Source organism: Cryptosporangium sp. NPDC051539, from assembly GCF_044454545.1.
Classification (GTDB): domain Bacteria; phylum Actinomycetota; class Actinomycetes; order Mycobacteriales; family Cryptosporangiaceae; genus Cryptosporangium.
Map to the genome: position 1 here is coordinate 1 of NZ_JBITDV010000011.1, position 21843 is coordinate 21843.

General features: G+C 72.0%; 23 protein-coding genes. 9 read left to right on the plus strand and 14 right to left on the minus strand.

The window, feature by feature from the left end:
* Positions 1-602 precede the first annotated feature (602 nt).
* Positions 603-1433: a lysostaphin resistance A-like protein gene (locus tag ACIBZJ_RS30355; protein WP_395935608.1), complete on the minus strand. Its 831-nt coding sequence runs from the start codon at positions 1431-1433 to the stop codon at positions 603-605.
* Between the two features lie 189 nt (positions 1434-1622).
* Between ACIBZJ_RS30355 and ACIBZJ_RS30360 the strand changes: the two genes are divergently transcribed.
* Positions 1623-3128 (plus strand): alpha/beta hydrolase, encoded by a 1506-nt coding sequence (locus tag ACIBZJ_RS30360; RefSeq protein WP_395935610.1) that lies wholly within the window; start codon positions 1623-1625, stop codon positions 3126-3128.
* A gap of 107 nt (positions 3129-3235) precedes the next feature.
* Entirely contained in the window at positions 3236-4582 is a 1347-nt protein-coding gene (locus ACIBZJ_RS30365; RefSeq protein WP_395935612.1) for a mycothione reductase, read from the plus strand.
* Here the strand turns inward: ACIBZJ_RS30365 and ACIBZJ_RS30370 are convergent.
* Positions 4528-4836, minus strand: coding sequence for an aminotransferase class I/II-fold pyridoxal phosphate-dependent enzyme (locus tag ACIBZJ_RS30370; RefSeq protein WP_395935614.1), 309 nt, complete (start codon positions 4834-4836; stop codon positions 4528-4530). The genes ACIBZJ_RS30365 and ACIBZJ_RS30370 overlap by 55 nt on opposite strands.
* 120 nt (positions 4837-4956) lie before the next feature.
* Between ACIBZJ_RS30370 and ACIBZJ_RS30375 the strand changes: the two genes are divergently transcribed.
* Complete coding sequence (locus ACIBZJ_RS30375) at positions 4957-6195, plus strand: alpha-hydroxy acid oxidase (RefSeq protein WP_395935616.1); 1239 nt, start codon at positions 4957-4959, stop codon at positions 6193-6195.
* Between the two features lie 58 nt (positions 6196-6253).
* Here the strand turns inward: ACIBZJ_RS30375 and ACIBZJ_RS30380 are convergent, their stop codons facing one another.
* From ACIBZJ_RS30380 to ACIBZJ_RS30400, 5 genes are all read right to left on the minus strand, one after another.
* Positions 6254-6940, minus strand: coding sequence for an acyltransferase (locus ACIBZJ_RS30380; protein WP_395935618.1), 687 nt, complete (start codon positions 6938-6940; stop codon positions 6254-6256).
* A 96-nt stretch (positions 6941-7036) separates the two neighbouring features.
* Positions 7037-7984, minus strand: a complete 948-nt coding sequence (locus ACIBZJ_RS30385; RefSeq protein WP_395935620.1) for an RNA polymerase subunit sigma-70 — start codon at positions 7982-7984, stop codon at positions 7037-7039.
* Positions 7981-8148: a zinc-binding dehydrogenase gene (locus ACIBZJ_RS30390; RefSeq protein ID WP_395935622.1), complete on the minus strand. Its 168-nt coding sequence runs from the start codon at positions 8146-8148 to the stop codon at positions 7981-7983. The genes ACIBZJ_RS30385 and ACIBZJ_RS30390 overlap by 4 nt, the downstream gene beginning before the upstream one ends.
* A gap of 18 nt (positions 8149-8166) precedes the next feature.
* Complete coding sequence (locus tag ACIBZJ_RS30395) at positions 8167-8397, minus strand: hypothetical protein (RefSeq protein WP_395935624.1); 231 nt, start codon at positions 8395-8397, stop codon at positions 8167-8169.
* A 120-nt stretch (positions 8398-8517) separates the two neighbouring features.
* Entirely contained in the window at positions 8518-9060 is a 543-nt protein-coding gene (locus ACIBZJ_RS30400) for a TetR/AcrR family transcriptional regulator (RefSeq protein WP_395935626.1), read from the minus strand.
* A 53-nt stretch (positions 9061-9113) separates the two neighbouring features.
* Here ACIBZJ_RS30400 and ACIBZJ_RS30405 point away from each other — a divergent pair, with 53 nt between their 5' ends.
* A complete protein-coding gene (locus ACIBZJ_RS30405) occupies positions 9114-9476 on the plus strand; it encodes a DUF4267 domain-containing protein (RefSeq protein ID WP_395935628.1) in 363 nt (120 codons plus the stop codon).
* 30 nt (positions 9477-9506) lie between these two features.
* Here ACIBZJ_RS30405 and ACIBZJ_RS30410 read toward each other — a convergent pair whose 3' ends face one another.
* Complete coding sequence (locus ACIBZJ_RS30410) at positions 9507-10961, minus strand: FAD-dependent monooxygenase (protein WP_395935630.1); 1455 nt, start codon at positions 10959-10961, stop codon at positions 9507-9509.
* Between the two features lie 280 nt (positions 10962-11241).
* On the opposite strand from ACIBZJ_RS30410, the gene ACIBZJ_RS30415 reads away from it, so the two are divergent.
* Positions 11242-11502 (plus strand): hypothetical protein, encoded by a 261-nt coding sequence (locus ACIBZJ_RS30415; RefSeq protein ID WP_395935632.1) that lies wholly within the window; start codon positions 11242-11244, stop codon positions 11500-11502.
* 76 nt (positions 11503-11578) lie between these two features.
* On the opposite strand, the gene ACIBZJ_RS30420 is transcribed toward ACIBZJ_RS30415, so the two are convergent.
* A complete protein-coding gene (locus ACIBZJ_RS30420) occupies positions 11579-12040 on the minus strand; it encodes a VOC family protein (protein WP_395935634.1) in 462 nt (153 codons plus the stop codon).
* On the minus strand, positions 12037-12597 hold the full coding sequence (locus ACIBZJ_RS30425; protein WP_395935636.1) for a DinB family protein: 561 nt from the start codon (positions 12595-12597) through the stop codon (positions 12037-12039). The genes ACIBZJ_RS30420 and ACIBZJ_RS30425 overlap by 4 nt, the downstream gene beginning before the upstream one ends.
* A gap of 62 nt (positions 12598-12659) precedes the next feature.
* Here ACIBZJ_RS30425 and ACIBZJ_RS30430 point away from each other — a divergent pair, with 62 nt between their 5' ends.
* Complete coding sequence (locus ACIBZJ_RS30430) at positions 12660-13631, plus strand: helix-turn-helix transcriptional regulator (RefSeq protein WP_395935638.1); 972 nt, start codon at positions 12660-12662, stop codon at positions 13629-13631.
* Positions 13632-13639: 8 nt separating this feature from the next.
* Here ACIBZJ_RS30430 and ACIBZJ_RS30435 read toward each other — a convergent pair whose 3' ends face one another.
* Positions 13640-14347 (minus strand): response regulator transcription factor, encoded by a 708-nt coding sequence (locus ACIBZJ_RS30435; RefSeq protein ID WP_395935640.1) that lies wholly within the window; start codon positions 14345-14347, stop codon positions 13640-13642.
* 270 nt (positions 14348-14617) lie between these two features.
* Positions 14618-14971, minus strand: coding sequence for a nuclear transport factor 2 family protein (locus tag ACIBZJ_RS30440; RefSeq protein WP_395935642.1), 354 nt, complete (start codon positions 14969-14971; stop codon positions 14618-14620).
* A 115-nt stretch (positions 14972-15086) separates the two neighbouring features.
* Between ACIBZJ_RS30440 and ACIBZJ_RS30445 the strand changes: the two genes are divergently transcribed.
* Positions 15087-15878, plus strand: a complete 792-nt coding sequence (locus ACIBZJ_RS30445; protein ID WP_395936264.1) for a helix-turn-helix domain-containing protein — start codon at positions 15087-15089, stop codon at positions 15876-15878.
* A gap of 28 nt (positions 15879-15906) precedes the next feature.
* Here the strand turns inward: ACIBZJ_RS30445 and ACIBZJ_RS30450 are convergent, their stop codons facing one another.
* Positions 15907-16509 (minus strand): TetR family transcriptional regulator, encoded by a 603-nt coding sequence (locus tag ACIBZJ_RS30450; RefSeq protein ID WP_395935644.1) that lies wholly within the window; start codon positions 16507-16509, stop codon positions 15907-15909.
* The gene (locus ACIBZJ_RS30455) at positions 16493-17962 is read right to left on the minus strand and encodes an MFS transporter (protein WP_395935646.1); all 1470 of its coding nucleotides are present in this window, start codon (positions 17960-17962) and stop codon (positions 16493-16495) included. Before ACIBZJ_RS30455 ends, ACIBZJ_RS30450 begins: the two co-directional genes overlap by 17 nt.
* 215 nt (positions 17963-18177) lie before the next feature.
* Between ACIBZJ_RS30455 and ACIBZJ_RS30460 the strand changes: the two genes are divergently transcribed.
* On the plus strand, positions 18178-18483 hold the full coding sequence (locus tag ACIBZJ_RS30460) for a hypothetical protein (RefSeq protein WP_395935648.1): 306 nt from the start codon (positions 18178-18180) through the stop codon (positions 18481-18483).
* 1101 nt (positions 18484-19584) lie between these two features.
* Positions 19585-21825 (plus strand): hypothetical protein, encoded by a 2241-nt coding sequence (locus ACIBZJ_RS30465; protein ID WP_395935650.1) that lies wholly within the window; start codon positions 19585-19587, stop codon positions 21823-21825.
* The last annotated feature ends 18 nt before the right edge of the window (positions 21826-21843 follow it).

Below are 21843 nucleotides of genomic sequence, written 5' to 3' on the forward strand. Positions count from 1 at the left end.
GACGGCGGTGTCGGGGGGACGGCGGTGTCGGGGGGACGGCGGTGTCGGGGGGACGGCGGTGTCGGGGGGACGGCGGTGTCGGGGGGACGGCGGTGTCGGGGGGACGGCGGTGCCGGGGGGAACGGCGGCGTCGGGAGGGCTGCGGTGCCGGAGGACGGGCGGTCCCGGAAAGAGCGGCGGTTGCGGTAGGGCTGCGGCCTCGGACGAGCTGCGGCCTCGGACGAGCTGTGGTCCCGGAAGGCGGCCGTCGCGGGAGGGGCTGCGGTCCGGGAGGAGCTGCGTTCCGGGAGGAGCTGCGTTCGGGAGGAGCTGCGTTCCGGGAGGAGCTGCGTTCCGGGAGGGCGACGGTCACGGGTGAGGGTGGCGGTTCGGGAGGAGCCGCGGTCTCGGTGGGCGGCGGTCGCGGCCGGGGGGTCGCGGCAGGGGTTGCGGCTCCGGAGGAGCTGCGGCCAAGGAATCGCGGCCGGGGCTGCGGTCGCGGGAAGAGGGCTTCGGCCCAGGCCGAGTCGCGGTGCCGGCCGGGTTGCGGTCGCGGAGACACGGGGCCGCGGGGACGCGGGAGGGCCGCGGTCCCGGGGGACCGCGGCCTCGGGCGGAGAGGCTCAGGCGGCCAGCGCGCGGTTCCGGGTACGGGCCGCGCGGAGGAAGAGCACCGCCGGGATGCCGCAGGCGGCGATCGCGATCACGCTGGCCTCCGGGCCGAACCCGCCGCCGGTCAGCGCCGCGGACCCGTCCAGAACCGTGTGGAGCAGGCCGCCGTGGTTCGTCGAACCCGAGACCGTCGTGCCGAACAAGCCACCCTCGGCCAGGTTCCACCCGAAGTGCAGTCCGATCGGGAACCACAGGCTGCGGGTCAGGGCGTACGCGGCGCCGAGCATCAGACCGGCCTCGATGGCGATGGCGATCGCGCCCCAGAGGGTCGCACCGTCGTTGACCAGGTGCAGCAGCCCGAAGAGCAGCGCCGAGACGGTCAGCGCGACCGGCGTACCCCACCGCTCCTGGACGATCCGGAAGAGCACCGCGCGGAACACGATCTCCTCGGTCACCGCGGCACCGGCGTTGATGCCGACCGCGGCCAGGAACGCGACCGCGGATCCCCACCCCAGGCTTTCGACCCCGCCGAACATCGCGATCAGGGCGAAGGTGGCGGTGAAGAGCCCGAGGCCCAGCAGCGCGCCCCGGCCCAGGCCCCGCCGGGCCGTGGCCCGGTCGACCTCGGTCACCGGACGCTGCTCGATCCGGCCGATCACCTTCCGGTAGAGCCACAGCGCACCGATCGCGCCGCCGATCCCGACCACCAGCGAACCCACCCCGGTGCCGGCCAGCGCGCTGGTGAGGGTCCCGACGACCGCCATCACCGCGCCGAACCCGACGAGCAGGACGGTCAGCCGCGCCCACATCGGCCGCAGCCACCCGGGGGTCGAGTTCTCCATCTGAAATCACTCCCTGATCCGTCGCGACCGGTGCCGCGTTCCTGAGGAAGACAGTAGAAATTCCGGCCGGGTCGGCGAGTCACCCTGAGGAGGACGAATTCCGGGTAGCTCGCACGGGGGACACGGCCCCGGAATTCGTCCGGCTGAGGGTGACTCGCGATCGGCGCGACCCTCGCTAATTTCCTCGCCATGACCACACGACGACTCGCCGCCATGCTCGCCGCGACGGCACTGATCAGCGTTTTCGCGCCGCAGGCAGCGACCGCCAAAAGTGCTCTCGACTGGCACGACTGCCCGGCGCAAGCACCTGACGAACAACCGCGGAACCCCGGCCAGAAATGCGCGGAAATAAAGGTGCCGCTGGATTACCGGAATCCCGGGGGCGAACAGATCACGGTCACGATCTCCCGGCTTTCGACCGCGAAGCCGCAGAAGCGCCGCGGGGTGCTGTTACTCAATCCCGGCGGCCCCGCGCTCGAGGGCCTCGACGTGCCCAGCCAGTTCGCGTCGACGCTCCCCGCGTCCGTCCGCGACGCCTACGACCTGGTCGGCTTCGACCCGCGCGGGGTCGGGCACAGCACCCCGCAGAGCTGCGGCCTGCCCGACCCCAACCCGCTCGGGCTTTTCCCGTACCCGGCCGCGGACGGCTCGACCGCGGGCAACGTCGAATTCGCCCGCACGGTGGCCGAAACGTGCGGCTCGGCGGCGTCCGCCAAGAATTTGAAGTTCTACACGACGGCCAACACGGCCCGGGACCTGGACGGGATCCGGCGGGCGCTCGGAGAGCGCAAGATCTCGTACTGGGGCCAGTCGTACGGGACCTACCTCGGAACCGTCTACGCGTCGCTGTTCACGCGGAACACCGACCGGGTGGTGCTGGAAGGGAACGTCGATCCGACCAAGGGCTGGTCCGGGCAGATCGCGCTCTGGGGCCAGGGAATGAACGATCGGTTCGCGGACGCGGCGAAGGTCGCGATCACGCGGAAGGCCGGATTCGGATCTACGGTTCCGGAGGTCACGAAGTCGTATCTCGCGCTCGTCGACCGGCTCGACCGCGAGCCCGCGCCGGTCCCGGGCACCAAGGCCTCGGTGAACGGCCTGATCGTCCGCCACTTGACCTACGGCCTGCTGATGCGCAACGAGAACCTGCCGGTGCTGGTCGGCCTGTGGCGGGCCGCCGCGGACCTGGCCGACGGCCGGCTGACCGACGCCGACGCCGCCGTCCTGAAGCAGGCGTTCGCCGCCCACCCGGGCACCCCCGGCGTGCCGGTCGACAACCAGTCGACGATGTTCGCGGCGCTGACCTGCGGTGACGGGCCCTGGTCGAAGGACCTGGACGAGTACGCGGCCAAGACCGCCGCCGATCGTGCGGCCTACCCGCTGACCGGCGGAATGCCGGCGAACGTCTGGCCGTGCGCGTTCTGGGAGGACGAGCCGATCGAGGCGCCGGTGACCGTCACCGATCACGGCCCGCGCAACATCCTGATCCTGCAGAACCGGCGCGACAACGCGACCCCGTGGGAGGGCGCGCTCGGGCTGAAGGACGCCCTCGGCCACCGCGCCGGGTTCGTCGGCGTCGACAACGGCGGCCACTACGTCTACGACGTCGGCTCGAAGTGCGCCGACCGGGCCACGGTCACGTTCCTCACCACCGGCCGCCTCCCGGCCGGAGACCTGAACTGCAGCGACGTCTGACCCGAGAGCCCGGAACGCGAGCCGTGCCGATCCGGCATGGCTCACGTCGTGAGCGGCACCGGCCCGGCACTATCGAGCGGGTATCAACCTCACGAAAGCGAGCCAACGTGCGGCAGTACGACATCGTGGTGGTCGGCGCCGGTAGCGGCAACATGCTGCTCAACGAGGAGACGGCCCATCTGCGCGCCGCCGTCGTCGAGTCCGACCGGTTCGGCGGTACGTGCCTCAACCGGGGCTGCATCCCGACGAAGATGTTCGTCGTGGCGGCGGACGCAGCAGTCGGCGTGCGGGAGGCCGGTCGGCTGGGCGTCCACGCGAGCGTCGACCGGATCGATTGGAAGGCCATCCGTGATCGCGTCTTCGGCCGGATCGACCCGCTGCACGAGAGCGCGCTGGAGTACCGGCGCGCGAACGGCGTCGACGTCTACACCGACGCCGGCCGGTTCGTCGGGCCGAAGACGCTCCAGGTCGGCGACGAGCGGATCACCGGCGAGACGATCGTCCTGGCCGCCGGTTCCCGCCCGGTGGTGCCGGACATCCCGGGCCTGGACGACGTGCCCTACTACACCTCCGACACGATCATGCGGATCGACGAGATCCCCGAATCGCTGGTCATCATCGGCGGGGGCTTCATCGCGGCCGAGTTCGGCCACGTGTTCTCCGCGTTCGGCTCCCGGGTCACGGTCGTGCAGCGCGGTCCCCGGCTGCTGATGGCCGAGGACGAGGACGTCTCGGCCCGCTTCACCGAACTGGCCCGGCGTCGGCAGAACGTGCTGGTGGACGCCCAGGTCGCCGCGGTCGGACGCAGTGGCCGAGGCGTCGCGGTCACGGTGAGCGGTGGCGGTACGGTCGAAGCGTCCGCCCTGCTGGTATGCGTCGGACGACGGCCGAACACCGACCTGCTCGACGTCGCCGCCGGTGGCCTCGACGTCGACGAGCACGGCCACGTGGCCGCCGACGAGACGTACCGCACGTCCGTACCCGGGGTCTGGGCGCTCGGCGACATCGCCAACCACTTCCAGCTCAAACACATGGCCAACGCCGAGGTGCGTACGGTCCGGCACAACCTGCTCCATCCGGACGATCTCCGCCCGCTGCCGTTCCGGCTCGCGCCGCACGCGGTGTTCACCGATCCGCAGGTCGCCAGCATCGGCCTGACCGAGCAGGCGGCCAGGGACGCCGGTATCCCGTACCGGACCGGGGTCCGGAACTACTCCGACACCGCCTTCGGGTGGGCGCTGGAAGACACCACGAGTTTCGTGAAGGTGCTGGTCGATCCCGAGCGGCGGACGCTGCTCGGAGCCCACCTCATCGGTCCGTCAGCGGCGCTGCTCATCCAGCCGCTGATCCAGGCGATGACGCTCGGCCAGACCGTCGACCAGATCGGCCGGGACGTCCTCTACATCCATCCGGCGTTGACCGAAGTCGTCGAGAACGCCCTGCTGGACGTCTGATCTAGCCGTTCAGCGCGTCGGCCACCCACGTCCGTCGAGAGGAACTTCGCCTCCCGCAGCCGCGTGTACAGGTCGGCGTCGGTCGTGGTCAGCCAGCCCACCCGCAGGCCGGGTGCGCCGTGCGCCTTCGAGAGCGACGACACGGTGACGACGCGCGGCGACCAACCGGCCACCGAACGCGGCACCGGGGCCCGGTCGCCGGGGCCGAGCAGCACGTGGGCGATCGGCGACAGCGCTGTCGAGCATGGGTTCATCGTCGGGGATCACCCGGCGCCGGTCTCGACCGGGAGGCGCACCCCCGGCCGGTGGACCGCCCGACCTGGCGGTCCGAGTCCGGGAATATCCTGACCAGGCCGCCTTCTCGAGGAGACACGATGGTCGAGCGTCAGTTCCCCCGGCCCGCCGAGCTACGCGAGCTGATGCAATTCAAGAAGCCGCAGTTCAACGGGCGCAAGCGCCGGCTCGACGCGGCGCTGACGATCGAAGACCTGCGCCGGATCGCGCGGCGCCGCACCCCGCGGGCCGCGTTCGACTACACCGACGGCGCCGCCGAGTCGGAGCTCTCGCTCCGCCGTGCCCGTCAGGCGTTCGCCGACGTCGAGTTCCACCCGTCGATCCTGTCCGACGTCGCGAACGTCGACACGTCGACGACGGTCTTCGGCGCCCGGTCGGCGCTGCCGTTCGGCATCGCGCCCACCGGTTTCACCCGGCTGATGCAGACCGAGGGCGAGACCGCCGGTGCCGGCGCGGCCGGAGCGGCCGGCATTCCGTTCTGCCTGTCGACGCTCGGCACGACGTCGATCGAGGACGTCAAAGCGGCGAACCCGAACGGCCGCAACTGGTTCCAGCTCTACGTGATGCGCCAGCGCGAGATCTCGTACGGGCTGGTCGAGCGGGCCGCGAAGGCCGGGTTCGACACGCTGTTCTTCACGGTCGACACTCCGGTCGCCGGTGCGCGGCTGCGCGACAAGCGCAACGGGTTCTCGATCCCGCCGCAGCTGTCGATCCGGACGATCGCCAACGCGGTGCCGCGGCCGTGGTGGTGGTACGACTTCCTGACGACGCCGAAGCTGGAGTTCGCGTCGCTGTCGTCGACCGGCGGCACCGTGGGTGAGCTGCTCGACGCGGCGATGGACCCGACGATCAGCTTCGAGGACCTGCGGATCATCCGGGAGATGTGGCCGGGCAAGCTCGCGGTGAAGGGCGTGCAGACGCTCGAAGACGCGAAGAAGCTCACCGATTTCGGGGTGGACGGCATCCTGCTGTCGAACCACGGCGGCCGCCAGCTCGACCGGGCGCCGATCCCGTTCCACCTGCTGCCCGACGTCGTCCGCGAGGTCGGCAAGGACGTCGAGGTGAGCGTCGACACCGGGATTCTGAACGGGGCCGACATCGTGGCCAGCATCGCGCTCGGTGCGAAGTTCACGCTGGTCGGGCGGGCCTACCTGTACGGGTTGATGGCGGGCGGGAGGGAGGGTGTGGACCGGATGATCCAGATCCTGTCCGACCAGGTGGTCCGCACCATGAAGCTGCTGGGCGCGCACACGCTCGAGGAGCTGACGCCGGAGCACGTCACGCAACTCGTGCGCCTGGCGCCGATGCCACGGGGCTGAGCGGTCCGGGAGAGGTCGGGCCCGCGGGGGTCAGGCGGAGACGTCGAGGCCGTGGGACTCAGGCGGAGACGTCGAAGCCGCCGCCGAAGTGGCCGCGGCGGACCGGGCGCACGTCGCCGCCGCGGCCGACCCAGCCGACGCCGGGCTCGAGCCACCGGAGCAATTTCGCGGGTGCGCCGCCGACCACCGAGTGGTCGGCGACCTCGCCGCGGACCACGGACCCGGCCGCCACGACCGCATTCCGCCCGATCGTGGTGCCGGGCAGAATGATCGCGCCGTGGCCCACCCACGAGCCGGAACCGATCCGCACCGGGTGGTGCCCGCCGAACTGGTTCCCGATCGGCAGGTCCGGGTCCAGGTAGCCGTGGCTGGCGTCGCACACGAACACGTCCTGACCGAACCAGACGTCGTCCTCGAGCTCGATCGACTCGTGGGCGACCAGACCGGAACGGTCACCGATCACGCACCGGTCACCGATCACCAGGCCGCGCTCGGGAAGCTCGGGGTAGTCGGGCCCGTAGCCGACCGAGAGCGTCACCTGACGCCCGACGATCACTCCCGACCCGACGTGGATCGACCGCGTGTTCATCAGGGTCGCCGACGGGAAACCGATGCTGGAGTGCGCACCGAAGCTGCCGAACTTCGACGCCGCCCGGGTGCCCGGCGTGATCTTGCCGATCTGGTCGAGCCACCGCCAACCGGCCAGCACGCCCCGGTTCAGCAACGTCGTGATGCCGATGTCCACCTACCGGAGGGTAAGCGGTCGGCGCCCGGCGCGGAGCCGATCAGCGAGGACCGGATCGGTCCTCTGAGGAGTCCGGCAGCGCGGGAGAGCGTCGTCTCAGCCGGAGGTTTCCGGGAATCCGAATGCCGCGACCAGCGCCGGGTCGTGGAACTTGACGACGCTGGAGACGCCGGCGGCGGTGGCGGCCAGTACCACCACGCCGTCGGCACGGCCCCGGTGGTAGACGACCGCGGCGGACTGGCCGTTGGCCGTGGTGGCGATCAGCCGCCAGTCGCCCGGCGCGCCCATGACCTGCGTCTCGAGCAGGGCGATGCAGTCCGCCCGGCCGGCCTGCCATTCGCGGAACGGTGTGGCCTCCAGCGTGGCGTCGGTGCGCAGCACGTGTTCGAGCAGGTTCGCGTCGGAGCGCTCGAACGCCGCGAGGTAGCCGTCGAGCAGCGCGCGAGCCCGGGGGTCGGTCGGCTCGAGCAGGTCTTCCGGCCGCGGGTCCACCTCGCTCAGCCGGGCGCGGGCGCGCTGCAGTCCGCTCTTGACCGCCGCGGTCGTGGTGCCGAGGATTTCCGCGGTCTCGGCCGCGGAGAACGCCAGCACCTCGCGCAGGAGCAGGATCGCGCGCTGGCGGGCGGGCAGGTGTTGCAGACCGGCGATCAGCGCCAGCCGCAGCGATTCGCGTCCGATCACGACGGCGGCCGGGTCGTCGTCGCAGATCCAGGCGTCCGGCAGCGGTTCCAGCCAGCGGACGTCGCCGTCCGCGGCCTGGCTCTCGGCGACCCGGCCGGGGCCGGCGAGGCCCGAGGGCAGGACCCGCATCGGGCGCGGCCGGACGGCGGTCAGGCAGACGTTTGTCGCGATCCGGTAGAGCCAGGACCGCACCGAGGACCGCCCCTCGAACCCGGCGTAGGCGCGCCAGGCCCGCAGATACGTCTCCTGCACCAGGTCTTCGGCGTCGTGGGCCGAGCCGACCATGCGGTAGCAGTGCGCCAGCAGCTCCCGGCGGAACCGCCCGGTCTCGGCGGCGAACTGGTCGGGGCCGGGAAGCGTCAAGGCACCAGGGCCAGTTTGCCGACGGTCGTCCGGGCTTCCAGTTCCGCCAGCGCTTTCGGGCCGTCGGCCAGGTCGTGGACCGTCGGCCGGCCGGGCGTCACCACGCCGGCGGCGACGAGCGCGGACAGCTCGGCGAAGATCTGCGGCTCGGCCCGGATCAGCACCCCGAGGTTGCGGGCCGGTCACCGCTTCGCCCATCGCGACGACCTCACCGGCTGCTTCGAAACCGGCGATGAACGGAGGACGGGGTCGCTGCCCGAGGTGCCTCGGGCCTGCATCACGTCGCGGTAGTTGACGCCGGCCGCGGTGACCCGGACGAGGACCTCACCGCGGCCGGGACGAGGCACCGGTGCGTCGGTGATCAGCCGGAGGGCCCGCGGGCCGTCCAGTGAGGTCTGCTGCAGCGCGGGCATGGTCGCGGGAATGCTCGTCGGCCCTCTTCCGTGTCGGTACCTCTCGTGGGGTAGACCCCGGCGGCCGGCGAAAGGAATCGATCGCAGAGGGCAGGAGGCGGCCGGATCGGGCCGGGTGAGTCAGTCGGGACCGGGCCGGGTGAGCACGTGGTGGGCCAGAGCGAACCGGGCCTGGGCCTGGCCGTCGTCCAGGCGTCCGGCGGCCTCGAGGGTGGCCAGGCCGTGCAGGGTCGACCAGACGACCTCGGCCCGGACGCCGAGGTCGTCCGGGAACGCGTCCCGCATGCCGGAGAACGCACGCCGGAGCGGTTCGGGGGTGTCGTCGGCGGCGAAGGGCAGACCCGTCGGCATCGAGAACATCGCCTCGTAGACCCGGGGGTGCGCGGTCGCGAAGTCGAGGTAGGCCCGCATCCGTGCGCTCGGCGTGGCCTCGACCGCCTCGAGCGCGGCGGCGAGGTCGCCGAAGCCGGCCAGCGCCACCGCGTCCACGAGCGCCTGGCGCCCGGCGAAGGCCGAGTAGACCACCGGCTGGGTGACGCCGAGCTCGGCGGCGAGGCGGCGCATCGTGACGGCGGACCAGCCCTCGGACTCGGCCACGCGTCGGGTCGTGCGGAGGACCTGCTCGCGTCGGAGGTCGAGATCTGGGGCTGGACGAGGCGACATGGTTGTAGTCTAGCATCGTTATCTAACGTCGCTACTCGAAAGGACCCTCTCTCATGCACCTCGCCGCGTTACTGGTCGCGATCCTCGGTTGTGTCGCCATCGTCGTCCTCGGCACCCGCTTCCTCCTGTCCCCTCGGCGCGCGACGCTCGACTTCGGCGTCGCCGCCGACAACGTCCGAGCGCTGACCGCGATCAAGGGCGTCCGCGACATCACCTCCGGTGTCGTACCGCTCGTGGTCTGGGCGGCGGCGGGCCCGGCGGCTCTCGGCTGGGCTCTGGTCGCGGCGGCGATCACCCCGATCGCGGACGCCGTCATCGTGCGCACCAACGGCGGGAAGCTCGCCACGGCGCTGGGTGTCCACGGCGTGACCGCCGCAGTGCTGATAGCAGCCGGTCTGGTTCTGGCCCTGGGGTGAGTGTCGGCGGCTGCTCGGTCCGGCCGGCGATCAGTCGGCGGGTGGGCCGAACCAGCGGAACAGGTGGGCGTTCAGCCCCGGTTGGTCGTCGCCGATCCAGGCGACGTGGCCGTCGGGGCGTAGCAGGACGCACGGGGCATCCAGTGCGGCGGTCGGATCCGCGAGGTGGTCGACCCGGTCCGACCAGCCGCCGGCGGCCAGGCGTTCGGTGCGGTCCAGCACCAGGCCCCGGCCACGCGCCAGCAGCCCGTAGAGGTGGCCCTGCTTCACGCCGATGTCGCGGAGGCGGCGTCCGACCAGGTCGGAGCCGTCGCGGACCGCGGGGCGTCCGCCGGGGCCGGGGCTCTCGCGGAAGTCGTAGCGCACGTCGATCGCGGTGATCTTCTCGATCAGGTAGCGGTTCACCTCGTTGAAGTCCATCAGCCGGGTGAGCAGCCTCCGCACGGCCTGCGGTCCCGGCTCGGCGGACGACAGCTCGAGCTGCGCGCGAGTGTTGTCGAGCACCTCCGCGGCGACCGGGTGACGCTCGGCCTGGTAGGTGTCGAGCAGTGTCTGCGGCGCCCAGCCCCGGACCTGCGCCGCCAGCTTCCAGCCGAGATTGAACGCGTCCTGGAGACCCAGGTTGAGCCCCTGTCCACCGGCCGGCGGATGGATGTGCGCCGCGTCGCCGGCCAGCAGCACCCGCCCGATCCGGTACCGTTCGGCCAGCCTGGTGGCGTCCCCGAATCGCGACATCCACCGCGCGCCCCGCACGCCGAGGTCGGTTCCCGCGATCGCGAGCAACGCGATCCGGAAATCCTCGACGGTCGGCGGCTCGGAGCGCATTCCCACGGCCGGAACCACGACGCGGTAGACCCCGTCGCCGGAGGGCCCGAACTGCAACCGCTCGTCGTTCTCGCGGACGGCGGCCACGTGGGCCGCGATCTGGTCCGGCGGCAGGTCCGTTTCCAGCTCGCCCATCAGCGTCTCGCTCCGCGAGGCTTCACCCGGAAAGCCGACGCCGAGCAGCGTGCGCACGGTGCTGCGCGCCCCGTCGCAGCCGACGAGGTAGCGCGAACGCACCTGCTCCCCGTCGGTGAGCTCGACCGTCACACCGTCGTCGTCCTGCGTGAACCCGGCCACCGCGCAGCCGCGCCGGACCTCCGCGCCCAGCGCGATCGCGTGTTCTCCGAGCAGACGCTCGACGACCGGCTGCGGGATCCCCAGCAGGTAGGCGTACTCGGAATCCAGGCCTTCCGGCACCGGTTTGGGGATCGCGGCGAAGAAACCGGCCGCCGGACGCTTCCTCGCGTGTTCGGACACACGCTCCAGGAGTCCGCGCATGGCCAGCAGCTCGATACTGCGAATGTGCAGGCCGACGATACGGACGAACGAAGTGGGCTCGGTTTCCTTCTCCAGGACGAGGACCCGCACGTCGTGCAGCCGAAGTTCGGCGGCCAGCATCGCGCCGGTCGGCCCGCACCCGGCAATAACCACGTCGAACATGAGGTGTTGCCTTTCGAGAGTGCCTTGGTGGAGGCACTCCCGGCGACACCTGCGTCAGTCGCCCGCCCGTGACGGGTCGGGGAGCACCCACATCGCTACAGCGTTCATGGGTCTCACCTCCCCGGGCGGTGTCACGGTCACCGGCAAGCTACCGGCCCGCGAGTCGTCCCGTCCAACCCTTTGCGGGACGTTCGCGGCGCCGTCCCGCCGATCGAAAGGGTCCGCGAAATCCTCTCCCGAGGTCTCGACTTTATCGAACGCATGTACGTATCCTGCGTCCATGCGTTCTGGATTGCGCGCCCCGGTCGAATACGGCTTCGGTCTCACGATCGACGAGGCGACCTACCGTATCCGGATGTTCGGCCGCAGTGAGGACGAGCTCCGGGTCAAGCTCGAGGCCGACTTCGGGCGCCAGGCGCCGCGGTATCACCGGTGCCAGGACGAGGAGCGGCCCGCGGTGCGGATCGAGTGGGGCCAGGTCAAGGAGTGGTCGATCTCGACGCCGGAGCTGCTGCGGAACCGGGTGCGAGCCGACGACTGAGAGCTGCGCGCCGGGAACCGACGCCCGGGGTGCGGCCGGTCCTGGCCCCGACGCGAGGTGTGCCGGGGCCCGGCCGTCAGTCGAGGCAGAACTCGTTGCCTTCGGGATCGGCCATCACGATGTGCCCGGAGTCCATCGGCGGCGCGGGCTCGTACCGGGCCAGGCGCTTCGCGCCGAGAGCCACCAACCGGTCGCACTCGGCCTCCAGCGCGGCCATCCGCTCGTCCCCCTGCAGTCCCGGAGCCGCCCGCACGTCCAGGTGCACCCGGTTCTTCGCGACCTTGTCTTCCGGCACCTGCTGGAAGAACACCCGCGGACGGTTGCCGTCCGGGTCCTCGATCGCCGACCGGCTGTTCCACTGCGCCTCCGGCACGCCGATCCGGGCCAGGAACTCGTCCCACGCGGCCAGTGGGTCGGCACCCTCCGGCACCGTCACCCCCGGCGGGCCGGGGACCACGTAACCGAGCACGTCGGCCCAGAACACCGATAGTGCGCGCGGGTCGTGGGCGTCGAACGTGACCTGGAATTCGCGGCTCATCGGGCGGCTCCGTTCAGATGCAGGTACAGGTCGCGCAGCAGGCAGACCTCGGCCAGGTGGTGGATCAGCTCGCGGTGGATGTGCAGGACGAGGTCGGCCATCGGCGCGTCCGGAAACGGCTCCTTCGGGCCCACCGGCACCTCGAGCGCGGCGCCGCGCACCCCGGCCAGCCAGACGTCGAGCTGCTCGTCGAGCTGGTCCAAAGCGGTGGACGCGCGGCCGGTGTAGTCCCAGTTGTCGTAGTCCGCGGCCGGGGCACCGAAGTGCGACGCGTTGCGCATCGCGAGCACGCCGACGATGACGTGATTCAGCCGCCAGGCGATCGTCGTGAACGGCGCCGGGTCGGGCGGCGGGTACGCGAAGTCGACCGTGAAGTCCCCGGTGCCACCCTGGATCGGCGCTTTCGACGTCCCGCGCGGCCGGACGCTCCACGCGTCCGGGACCGGCGACCAGAAGTACTCGTCGTCGGTCAGGCCCTGCAGCCGGGGGCGGACCTGGTGCTTCCATTGGAATTCCCACTGCTCGCGCAGCGCTCGGTTCCACTCGGGTTCGTCCATGTGGGCACTCTGGCACCCCGAGCGGACAGGATCTGTCCGCAAGGTCTGCGAGCCTGGACGTCATGGACACCACCGAGCGCGTGCTGGCGCTGCTCGGCCTGTTGCAGCAGCGCCAGGTCTGGACCGGTCCCGAGCTCGCCGGGCGCCTCGGGGTGACGGCCCGGACGGTCCGCCGGGACGTCGAACGGCTTCGGACGCTCGGCTATCCGGTGCACGCGAGCCAGGGCACCGGCGGCGGCTACCAACTCGGCCCCGGACAGGACCTGCCGCCGCTGCTTCTCGACGACGCCGAGGCGATCGCGACCGCGGTCTCGCTGCTCGCCGGTGCGGGCGGCGGCGTCGCCAGCGCCGGTGACGCCGCGCTGCGGGCGCTGACCAAACTCGACCGGGTGCTGCCGGCCCGGCTGCGGCACGAGGTGCGTGCGCTGGCGGAGTCCGTGGAGTCGTTCGGCGGCGGCCGCACGCCGATCGATCCCGACGTGCTGATGACGCTGGCCCGTGCCTGCCGGGACGAGGTCGAAGCCGGCTTCGGTTACCCGTCCGGAGGCGAGGTCCGGCGGCGCCGGGTGGAGCCGTACCGGCTCGTCGCTTCCGACCGGCGGTGGTACCTGCTCGCCTACGACGTCGATCGGGACGACTGGCGCAGCTTCCGCGTCGACCGGATGACCGACGTCGCGGCCCGGACCTGGCACTACCGGCCCCGGACGGACGCGCCCGACGCGGCCACGTTCGTCCAGGAAGGGGTGGCCAGCCGGGTCTATCCGCGGCAGGCGCGGTTCCTCGTGCACGCGCCGGTCGAGACCGTCCGGGCGCAGGTGCCGGCGTCCGCGGCGCTCGTCCGCCCACACGCGAGCGGAGCCTGCGAGCTGATCAGCGGCGGCGCGAACCTCGACGCGGTGCTCGCCCACGTGCTGCTGCTCGGCCACGACTTCGAGATCCTCGAGCCGCCGGACCTGCGGGATCGGGCCGGGGAGCTGGCAGCGAAACTGGCCGCGGCGGCTGCTGGTGCGCCTCGACGCTCGGCGGCGGGCTGAGGGGTGGTTCACATCGCCCGGGGCGCTCGTATCAAGTAGCCGAGGCCTCGGACCGTGTGGATGAGTCGAGGTTCGGTCGTGTCGACCTTCTTCCGGAGATAGGAGACGTACGACTCGACGAGGTTGGAATCGTGCCCGAAGTCGTAGGCCCAGACCTGCTCGAGAATTGTGGACTTGGCGACCGGCTTCCCGGCATTGTCGAGAAAATAGACCAGCAGCCGGAATTCGGTCGGCGACAGCGCCACCGGTTTTCCGGCCTTCCAGACCTCGTGCGTCTCCCGGTCGATTTCGAGGTCGCCGCAAGCCTCCCGGGCGGACGCCTGCCCGGGCGCCATCGCGTCCGGCCCGGCGGCCCGGCGCAGCAGCGCCCGGATCCGGGCCAGCACTTCGCCGAGGCTGAACGGCTTCGTGACGTAGTCGTCGGCGCCGAGGGTCAGCGCGGCGATCTTGTCGTCGGTGCCGTCGCGTGCGGTGAGCAGCAACACCGGGACCCGGCTGCCGGTCGTGCGGAGGAGCCGCAACACCTCGAGCCCCTCGATGTCGGGCAGCATGACGTCGAGCAGGACCAGGTCGGGGCTGCGCTCGCTGATCGCCGCGACCGCTTCCCGCCCGGTCGACGCGGTCTGCACCTCGAAACCGGCGTAGCAGAGGCTGGTCTCGAGCAATTCGACGATGTTCGGCTCGTCGTCGACGACCAGTAAACGGGCCTCGGCCATCGGAGTCCTCTCGACGAATCGCGGTGACGGAGAATGGGCGATCGCGGGCCTGATCGTGAGAATGTCTTCTGTCGCCGAGAGGCTGCTACGAGAAGACTGCCACGACATTCGCCTCGCTGACCGAACCCGATCGATCTCCCACCCTCTTCCCAGATTTCCCCAATTCTTTTCAGCGAGCGCGAACCCGAGCGGCCCGGGCCCTCGCGAGGGCCCGGGCCGCTGCCTCGGTCCTGGCCCCGGGCCGCCCTGGGCCGCCCCGGACCCCCTGGCTCAGACGGGGAGCTTGTCGAAGAAGCCGACCACGGACGCGATGCGGCCCTCGGCGTCGAGCGTGACGACGTCGAAGCCGATCGCGAGCGGCTCGGCGTCGGCCGGACCGAGGCCCCAGCGGAACCGGGCCACGTCGTGGTGGGCGTCCACGGTGCCGACCGGGGTGAACACCAGACCGGGGAACTGCTCGCGGACCCCGGCGATCGTCGCCTCGATGGCGTCGCGGCCCTTCACCTGCACGAGCGGGTCGACGAGCGTGACGTCCTCGGCCCAGTGCTCGGCCAGTTTCGTCCGGCGGGCCGCCGGGTCGTCTTCGTTCCAGACGGACAGGTAACGCTCGATCAGGTCGGACATGGCGGTGATCCTTTCCGCGGACCTACTGGGAACGTCGCCGATGTTCGCCGGGCCGACCGCCGCGGGTCGATTCCCTCCGAGGTAATCGCGCGGGTGACGTCGGCTGGCTACCGTCCTGAACGTGACCAGCGCACAGATGGACCGGCCGGTCGGCCAGTTGCTCCGCGAATGGCGTGAGCGGCGGCGTCTGAGCCAGCTGGAGCTCTCGTCCCAGGCGGAGATCTCGACCCGGCACCTGAGCTTCGTCGAGACCGGCCGCTCGCGCCCCACTCCGGAGATGCTCATGAAGATCACCGAGCATCTGGACGTGCCGCTGCGCGAGCGCAACCAGATCCTGCTGGCCGGCGGTTACGCGCCGCGCTACCCCCAGCACCGGCTCGACGCACCCGAGCTGGCCAGCGTCCAGGCCGCGCTGCGCGCGGTGCTCAAGGGCCACGAACCGCACCCTGCCGTGCTGATCAACCGCTGGTGGGAGATGTTGGAGGCGAACGACGCGATCATGATCTTCCTAGCCGACGTCGAACCGGAGCTGCTGGAGCCGCCGGTGAACATCCTGCGGCTGTCGCTGCACCCGGGCGGCCTGGCGTCGCGGATCGCGAACCTCGGCCAGTGGCGTTCCCACCTGCTCGGACAGGTCCGACGGCGCGCCGAGCTGACCGGCGACGCCAAACTGGCCGCGCTCCACACCGAGTTGTCGGGCTACCCGGGCGGGACCGCGCCGGGGATGGCGCCCACCGACGTCGTGCTGCCGCTCCGGCTGCGGCACGAGGACGGTGAGCTGTCGTTCTTCGCTATCGCCGCGACCGTCGAGACCGCCGCCGACGTGACGGTGGACGAGCTCGTGATCGAGTCGTTTTTCCCCGCCGACGCTCAGACCGCGGAGCGGCTCCGAGCGCTGGTGGGTTAGAGCTCTGGCAGGTCAGAGCGCTGGTGGGTCAGAGTTGCAGCCCGCGTTCGAGGTGATCGAGGGCTTCGTCGACGACGGCGGCCAGGTCGGCGGACTGGTCGTCGGCCCAGGCTTCGAGCGACGCCATCAGCGTGCCGACGACCGCGCCGGCGACCGTCCGCACCGCGAGGTCGGTGCCGGGCCGGCCCGCGCGGTCGGCCAGCACGCCGGCGATCAGCCGCAGCGCCTGCGTGTACTGGTCGAGCATCGCGGCCCGCAGCGCGGGTTCGGCGACCACCAGCGTCAGGCGCTGGCGCATATCGTCCACCTCGGCGGGTGAGCGGCGGTCGAAGTGGGCCTGCAGGGCCCGGCGGACCGCGGCCACCGGAGACAGGTCGGCCGGTTGCCGGAGCAGCGAGTCGGCGATCCCGGGGTCGAAGTCGTCGTGCAGGACGACGTCCTCCTTGGTGGGGAAGTATCGGAAGAACGTCGTCTCCGACACCTCGGCCGCGGTGATGATCTGTTCGACGGTCGTGGCCTGGTAGCCCTGATCGCGGAACAACCGCAGGGCGTGGGCCTGGATCGTGGCGCGGGTACGCGCCTTCTTGCGCTCACGGAGGCCCAGCGTCGGGCGCTCAGCGGTGGACGGCATCCGGTTGTTCCCTCCGCGACGGTGGATCCTGGGTCGCGTGCCTGCTCGGCAGCAGCGCCATCGCAGCGACCGCACCCACCACGGCTACCGCCGCGGAGACCAGCAGGGACACCCGAAATCCTGCCACGAAGGCCAGAATCGCCGCCTCCCGGAGCGTCGGAGGCACGCTTTCGGACAACCCGCGGACGGCCCCCGCCGGCGCTCGGTGCTGGTAGACGGCGACGAGGACGCTGCCGAAGATCGCGGTCCCGAACGGTCCGGCGGTCTTCTGGAACGCCTGGACGACGGCCGAGCCGACGCCGCTGCGTTCGGCGTCGAGCCCGGACAACGCGGCGGACGTCGCCGTGGCCAGCGTCGTGCCGGTACCGGCGCCGACGAGGGCGATCCAGGTGCTGGTGGCGAGCAGGCCGGAACCGGCGTCACCGGCGGCGCCGAGGAGGAGACCGGCGGCGAGGATCCCGAAACCGATCGCGGTCGCGGCCCTCGTGCCGGCCGCGCGGCCGAGCGGGGCGGCCAGCGCGGCACCGAGCACCATGCCGGCGATCAGCGGGAGCAGCCGGAGTCCGGACGAGAACGTGTCGGCTCCCTGGACGTCCTGGAAGAACTGGGGGAGCACGAACAGCACGCCGATCATCGCCACCCCCGCGACGGCGGCGAGCGCGGAACCCCACAGGAACGACCGCGACCGGAACAACGCCGGGTCGACCAGCGGACGACTGGCGCCGAAACGCTCCCAGACGGCGAAGCCGGCAATAGCGGCGGTGCCGGTGAGGAGGAGCGTCAGCGCCCCGGGGTCGGTCCAGGACTTCTCGCCGGCCCGGATGAGGCCGCCGATCGTCAGGACCAGGCCGAGCGTGGAAGCCGCGGTGCCGACCGGGTCGAGCCCGGGTCGCTCGGCGGCCCGGGACTCGGGGACGAGCGCGACGGTGGCACCCAGCGCGAGGAGCACGACCGGAACGTTGATCAGGAATACCCAGCCCCACCAGACGTGCGTGAGCATCCACCCGCCGAGCAGCGGGCCGAGCGGCAGCGCGAGGAAGTTCGCGGCCTGGTAGACGCCCACCGCCTTCGGTCGCTGTTCGTCCGGGAACAGGACGACGAGGGCGGAGAGCGCCATCACCGTGACACCGGCGCCCGCGACGCCTTGGAGTGCGCGCCCGGCGAGGAAGACCGCGGGGGTTCCGGCGCAGGCGCAGACGACCGAGCCGGCGCCGAACGCGACCAGCGACGCCAGCAGCACCTTCTTGCGGCCGAAGCGGTCTCCGAGCACGCCGGCCGGGAGGGTGGCGGCTGCCAGCACCAGCAGGTAGCCGGAGGAGAACCAGGTCAGGTCGGACTGGGACGCGTCGAGTCCGCTCGCCAGCGTCGGGAGTGCGACCGACAGCACCGTGCCGTCGAGCCCCACCGCCAGCACGCCGAGGCCTACGGCGGCTAGCGTCCACCAGTTTTTCATAGCGGCGTCCTCTTTTCGGGGGTTGCTTTTAAAAAGAGGTAACCTCCACTTTAGGGGTGGGGTCAAGGGGATGTCCGCGGTGCGGGCGCGACGGTCGGCGGCGCGGATCTTCTCGACAGTTCGACGACGGTGGCCGAGCCCGACGCCCGACGCCGGCCGGGCCCAGGCCGCGAGCGCGGTCGTCCTCGTCGCCGATGTCGGCGGGGGCGGCGGCGATGGCGGCTGCCGTGGTGGCGGGCGACGGGGCGACGGTGGCGGCGCTGGCGAGGACAGCGGTGGTGGCGGTGACGGTGACGACGACGGCGACGACAGCGGTGGTGGCGACGACGGTGACGGCGACGGCGCTGGCGACGACAGCGGTGGCGGTGGTGGCGATGGCGGCAGTGGCGGTGGCGGTGGTGACGGTGGAGGTGGCGATGGCGGCGGGGGCGATGGCGGCGATGGCGGCGGCACGGGCCGGCGCCGCGGCCGAGGGGGCGCAGGAGGTCGGCCCGGGTGGCCGGCAGGTAGAAGCGGTTTAGGTCGTCGGAGCCGATCGACCAGCGGGAGCGCCGCGGCCGGGCCGTCGGTCATCGCGGCCGCCCCGGCGTGGTTCAGCGCGACGACCGGTGAGGGCACCAGCGCCGCGGTCGGGCCATCGTGGACGGTGCGACGAGCAGCCGGGTCGACGATCTGGCGGGTCGGCGTGATCCGGCACGACGGCGGGATTCGACACCTGAGGGGGAGGAAACATCCGCCGTTCGTCCGGGGCTACCGGTAACGGATGTATTGATCTGGGTACTCCCGGGGGCCAGGCGCCGGAGAGTTCGGTACCTTGCCTCGAGGTGCGCGCGCGGTAGGAGGGGACCCGCGCCGGTGCGTGATCCGACGCGAGAGGTATTCATGAACGCAGCACTACCGGTCAGGAGCTTACGGGCGGCCGGAAGTCCAGCGCTCGGGACGGACCAGCACCGGTGAATTATCGACTGCGTGAGGAGCCGGGCGAGGGTTCGGTTCGGTCCGAGGACCCGGGTCAGCCGGAGTTCGTTCCGCCGGAGCTGCCGGACGCCGAGACGCCGGTGAACTGGTGGGGAGGCGCCGACGGCGGTCCGCCGTCGGAGCGCCGCCCGAGCGTCGACTCCTATCGGACCCCGGCCCCGCGCCGGGACGTTTCCCGCCCGCCTGCCCCCCGCCGCGAGGCGAACGCGTACCGGTCCCCAGACCCGCGCCTTGACGCGCGGCGTGAGGCCGAGCCGCGCCCTGATGCGTACCGGTCGCCCGACCTGCGTCCTGACGCGCGCCGAGAGGCAGAGCCGCGTTCTGACGCGTACCGGTCACGCGACCCGCGTTCTGACGCGCGGCGGGAGCTGGAGGCGCGCTCTGACGGGCGCCGTGAGGTGGATGCGCGTTCTGACGCGTACCGGTCACCCGACCCGCTGTCTGACGCGCGCCGTGAGGCGGATGCGCGTTCTGACGGGTACCGGCCGCTGGAGCCGCAGTCTGACGTGGGTCGTGAGGTGGAGCCGCGTTCCGACGCGTATCGGTCGCCCGACCCGCGTTCTGAGGGGTACCGGTCGCCGGAGCCGCGTGCTGACGCGCGCCGTGAGGTAGAGCCGCGTTCTGACGCGCGCCGGGAGACGCGGGTGGACGTCCACCGGGCGGCGGAGTCGCGTCGCGAGGACCAGGCCTACGTGGACTCGGGCCACGAGGCGGCTTCATACCGTGCGCCGGAGCCGCGCATCGACGCCTATGCGAGCCGAGATGCTTCGGAGTACCGTGCGCCGGAGTCGCGCTGGGAGGGTGAGGGCCGGCCGGGGCGCGACACCTGGGACGCGGGTACTGAAGGGCGCGGGAGCGGCGAGCCGGGACGGTCCATTGAGGCCTATCGGGCGCCGGCGCCTCGCCGTGAGGCCGACCCGTATGCGGTGCAGGAGCCGCGCACGAGTACCGAGTCTTACCGCGCTCCCGGGGGTGGCGCGGAGATCGAGCCGTACCGCCCGCCGGCGCCGGACCGTGGAGGGTGGGCACCCGGCGGCAGCCGAGAGGCCGAGGCCGACCACTGGTCGGCGGCGGCCCGCGAGGCCGAGACGTACCGCGCTGACGAGTTCCACCCTGACGGACCGGGCCGGGCGGCTGCGGAGTATCGCGGCGCGGATAGCTACCGCGGCGCAGGTCGTGACGCGGATGGCGCTCGCGCGCGGGATGCGTACGGCGCGCGGGACTCTGCTGCCCCGCACTCTGGTGCCCCGCACTCTGCTGCGCCGGGTGGCTACGGCGACCGCGATTCGGTCCGTGCGCCGGACGGCGCCCGCGGACTCGATGCCTACGGTGCGTCAGGTCCGTCTGCGGCCCAGGGCTACGGCGAGCGCGACAGCTACGGCGAGCGCGACGGCCAGGGCGACGACGGCTACGGATACCGGGCGGCGGGTTCGCTGCGGGAGCATGACTCCTTACGGACGACGGACGATCGCCGTGACGGCGGGTACCGCGGTGAGCAGTCCTCCTCGGCGCTCGAGGCGGCTCGGGAGTGGGACCGGCAGGCGGCCGGCGAGCGGTCCGGGGTCGGTGCGGCCCACCCCGACGCTCCGGCTGACGGCGCCGAGGGCGACTGGGCCTCGCCGGGCGCCCGGGATCCGTACCGGAACTGGGACGCCTACCGGGCCAGTGAGCCGGCCCGGCGCCCCAACCCGGACCCGGATCTGGCGTCCTATCCGGAGCTTCCCGCTAGTGGGTTACGGCGTGGGCGGCACTCGAGGGACGTCGCGGTCGACGAGACCGAGCAGCTCCGGCCGGTCGGCGCGACCGACGACCCCACCGCCCAGCTGACCTCACTCCGCCAGCCACCCCACCAGCCGCAGCGCCCGGCGGAGATCGACACGGCGCCGACCGTCGACACCGCCTCCGTCGGATGGTCCGCCTCCCGCGGACAGAATTCCACGCCGACCGAGGCGCTCCCGGCCGCGTCCGGCGCCAACGCCCCGCACGCCCCCAACGCCCCGCACGCCCCCAACGCCCCGCACGGCCCCGGTCCCGGCCCCAGCGCCGGCCCCGGCGCCGGCCCCGCCCAGACCGCGTCGCTCGGATGGTCCGCTGACGCTCCCGGCGCCCCGCCCCGGCGGGGCGGCCCTTCGGGGGCCGACGCCGAGGTTCCGACCGAGCCGCCGGCTCCCCAGGGCCCGTTCTGGCAGCGGAAGCACGTCCTCGTCCGGCTGTCGGCCGTCGTCGCGCTCGTGTTGTGCGCGGCGATCGGCGTCGCGGTCACCGTCCTGCGCGACGGCGACCCCGATCGCGTCCAAGTAGAAGACGACCTGCAGGCGGACGCTCCCGGGGACCAGCGGACGCCGGACGGGAACACCGGCACCCAGTCGGAGGGCCCGACCGCAGCGGAGCAGCTCGCGGAACAGAAGCAGAAGCTCGACACCGCGCAGTCGCGCGCGGCCGACAAGGCCTCGGCCGCCCAGAAGAGCGCGGTGGAGACCGCGGAGCGCGCGGAGAAGGCGCGCGGCAAGCGCGCCGAGGAGGCCGAAGAGAACGGGACCAGCGGTGCGCCGGTCCCGAGCGCTCCGGTCGACTGCAACACGTACTCCGGCGCCAAGAACACCGGATGCGCGCTGCTGTCGGAGTTCGGCTTCGAGACCACGCAGATGACCTGCCTGGAACAGCTCTGGACGAAGGAGAGCGGCTGGCGGGTCGACGCCGAGAACCCGGGCTCCGGGGCGTACGGCATTCCGCAGTCGCTGCCCGGCAACAAGATGGCCTCGGTCGCCGACGACTGGAGGACGAACCCCGCGACCCAGATCCGGTGGGGCCTCGGGTACATCAAGAACAAATACGGCACCCCTTGCGATGCCTGGGCCAACTTCCAGAACAACGGCAACTACTAGACAGTTTTCCTCCTGTTC

Coding starts and splice junctions, on each gene's coding strand:
- ACIBZJ_RS30355 (WP_395935608.1), bottom strand. CDS start 1,433: ATGGAGAACTCGACCCCCGGGTGGCTGCGGCCGATGTGGGCGCGGCTG.
- ACIBZJ_RS30360 (WP_395935610.1), top strand. CDS start 1,623: ATGACCACACGACGACTCGCCGCCATGCTCGCCGCGACGGCACTGATC.
- ACIBZJ_RS30370 (WP_395935614.1), bottom strand. CDS start 4,836: ATGAACCCATGCTCGACAGCGCTGTCGCCGATCGCCCACGTGCTGCTC.
- ACIBZJ_RS30375 (WP_395935616.1), top strand. CDS start 4,957: ATGGTCGAGCGTCAGTTCCCCCGGCCCGCCGAGCTACGCGAGCTGATG.
- ACIBZJ_RS30395 (WP_395935624.1), bottom strand. CDS start 8,397: ATGCCCGCGCTGCAGCAGACCTCACTGGACGGCCCGCGGGCCCTCCGG.
- ACIBZJ_RS30400 (WP_395935626.1), bottom strand. CDS start 9,060: ATGTCGCCTCGTCCAGCCCCAGATCTCGACCTCCGACGCGAGCAGGTC.
- ACIBZJ_RS30405 (WP_395935628.1), top strand. CDS start 9,114: ATGCACCTCGCCGCGTTACTGGTCGCGATCCTCGGTTGTGTCGCCATC.
- ACIBZJ_RS30410 (WP_395935630.1), bottom strand. CDS start 10,961: ATGTTCGACGTGGTTATTGCCGGGTGCGGGCCGACCGGCGCGATGCTG.
- ACIBZJ_RS30415 (WP_395935632.1), top strand. CDS start 11,242: ATGCGTTCTGGATTGCGCGCCCCGGTCGAATACGGCTTCGGTCTCACG.
- ACIBZJ_RS30420 (WP_395935634.1), bottom strand. CDS start 12,040: ATGAGCCGCGAATTCCAGGTCACGTTCGACGCCCACGACCCGCGCGCA.
- ACIBZJ_RS30425 (WP_395935636.1), bottom strand. CDS start 12,597: ATGGACGAACCCGAGTGGAACCGAGCGCTGCGCGAGCAGTGGGAATTC.
- ACIBZJ_RS30430 (WP_395935638.1), top strand. CDS start 12,660: ATGGACACCACCGAGCGCGTGCTGGCGCTGCTCGGCCTGTTGCAGCAG.
- ACIBZJ_RS30435 (WP_395935640.1), bottom strand. CDS start 14,347: ATGGCCGAGGCCCGTTTACTGGTCGTCGACGACGAGCCGAACATCGTC.
- ACIBZJ_RS30440 (WP_395935642.1), bottom strand. CDS start 14,971: ATGTCCGACCTGATCGAGCGTTACCTGTCCGTCTGGAACGAAGACGAC.
- ACIBZJ_RS30450 (WP_395935644.1), bottom strand. CDS start 16,509: ATGCCGTCCACCGCTGAGCGCCCGACGCTGGGCCTCCGTGAGCGCAAG.
- ACIBZJ_RS30455 (WP_395935646.1), bottom strand. CDS start 17,962: ATGAAAAACTGGTGGACGCTAGCCGCCGTAGGCCTCGGCGTGCTGGCG.
- ACIBZJ_RS30460 (WP_395935648.1), top strand. CDS start 18,178: ATGGCGGCTGCCGTGGTGGCGGGCGACGGGGCGACGGTGGCGGCGCTG.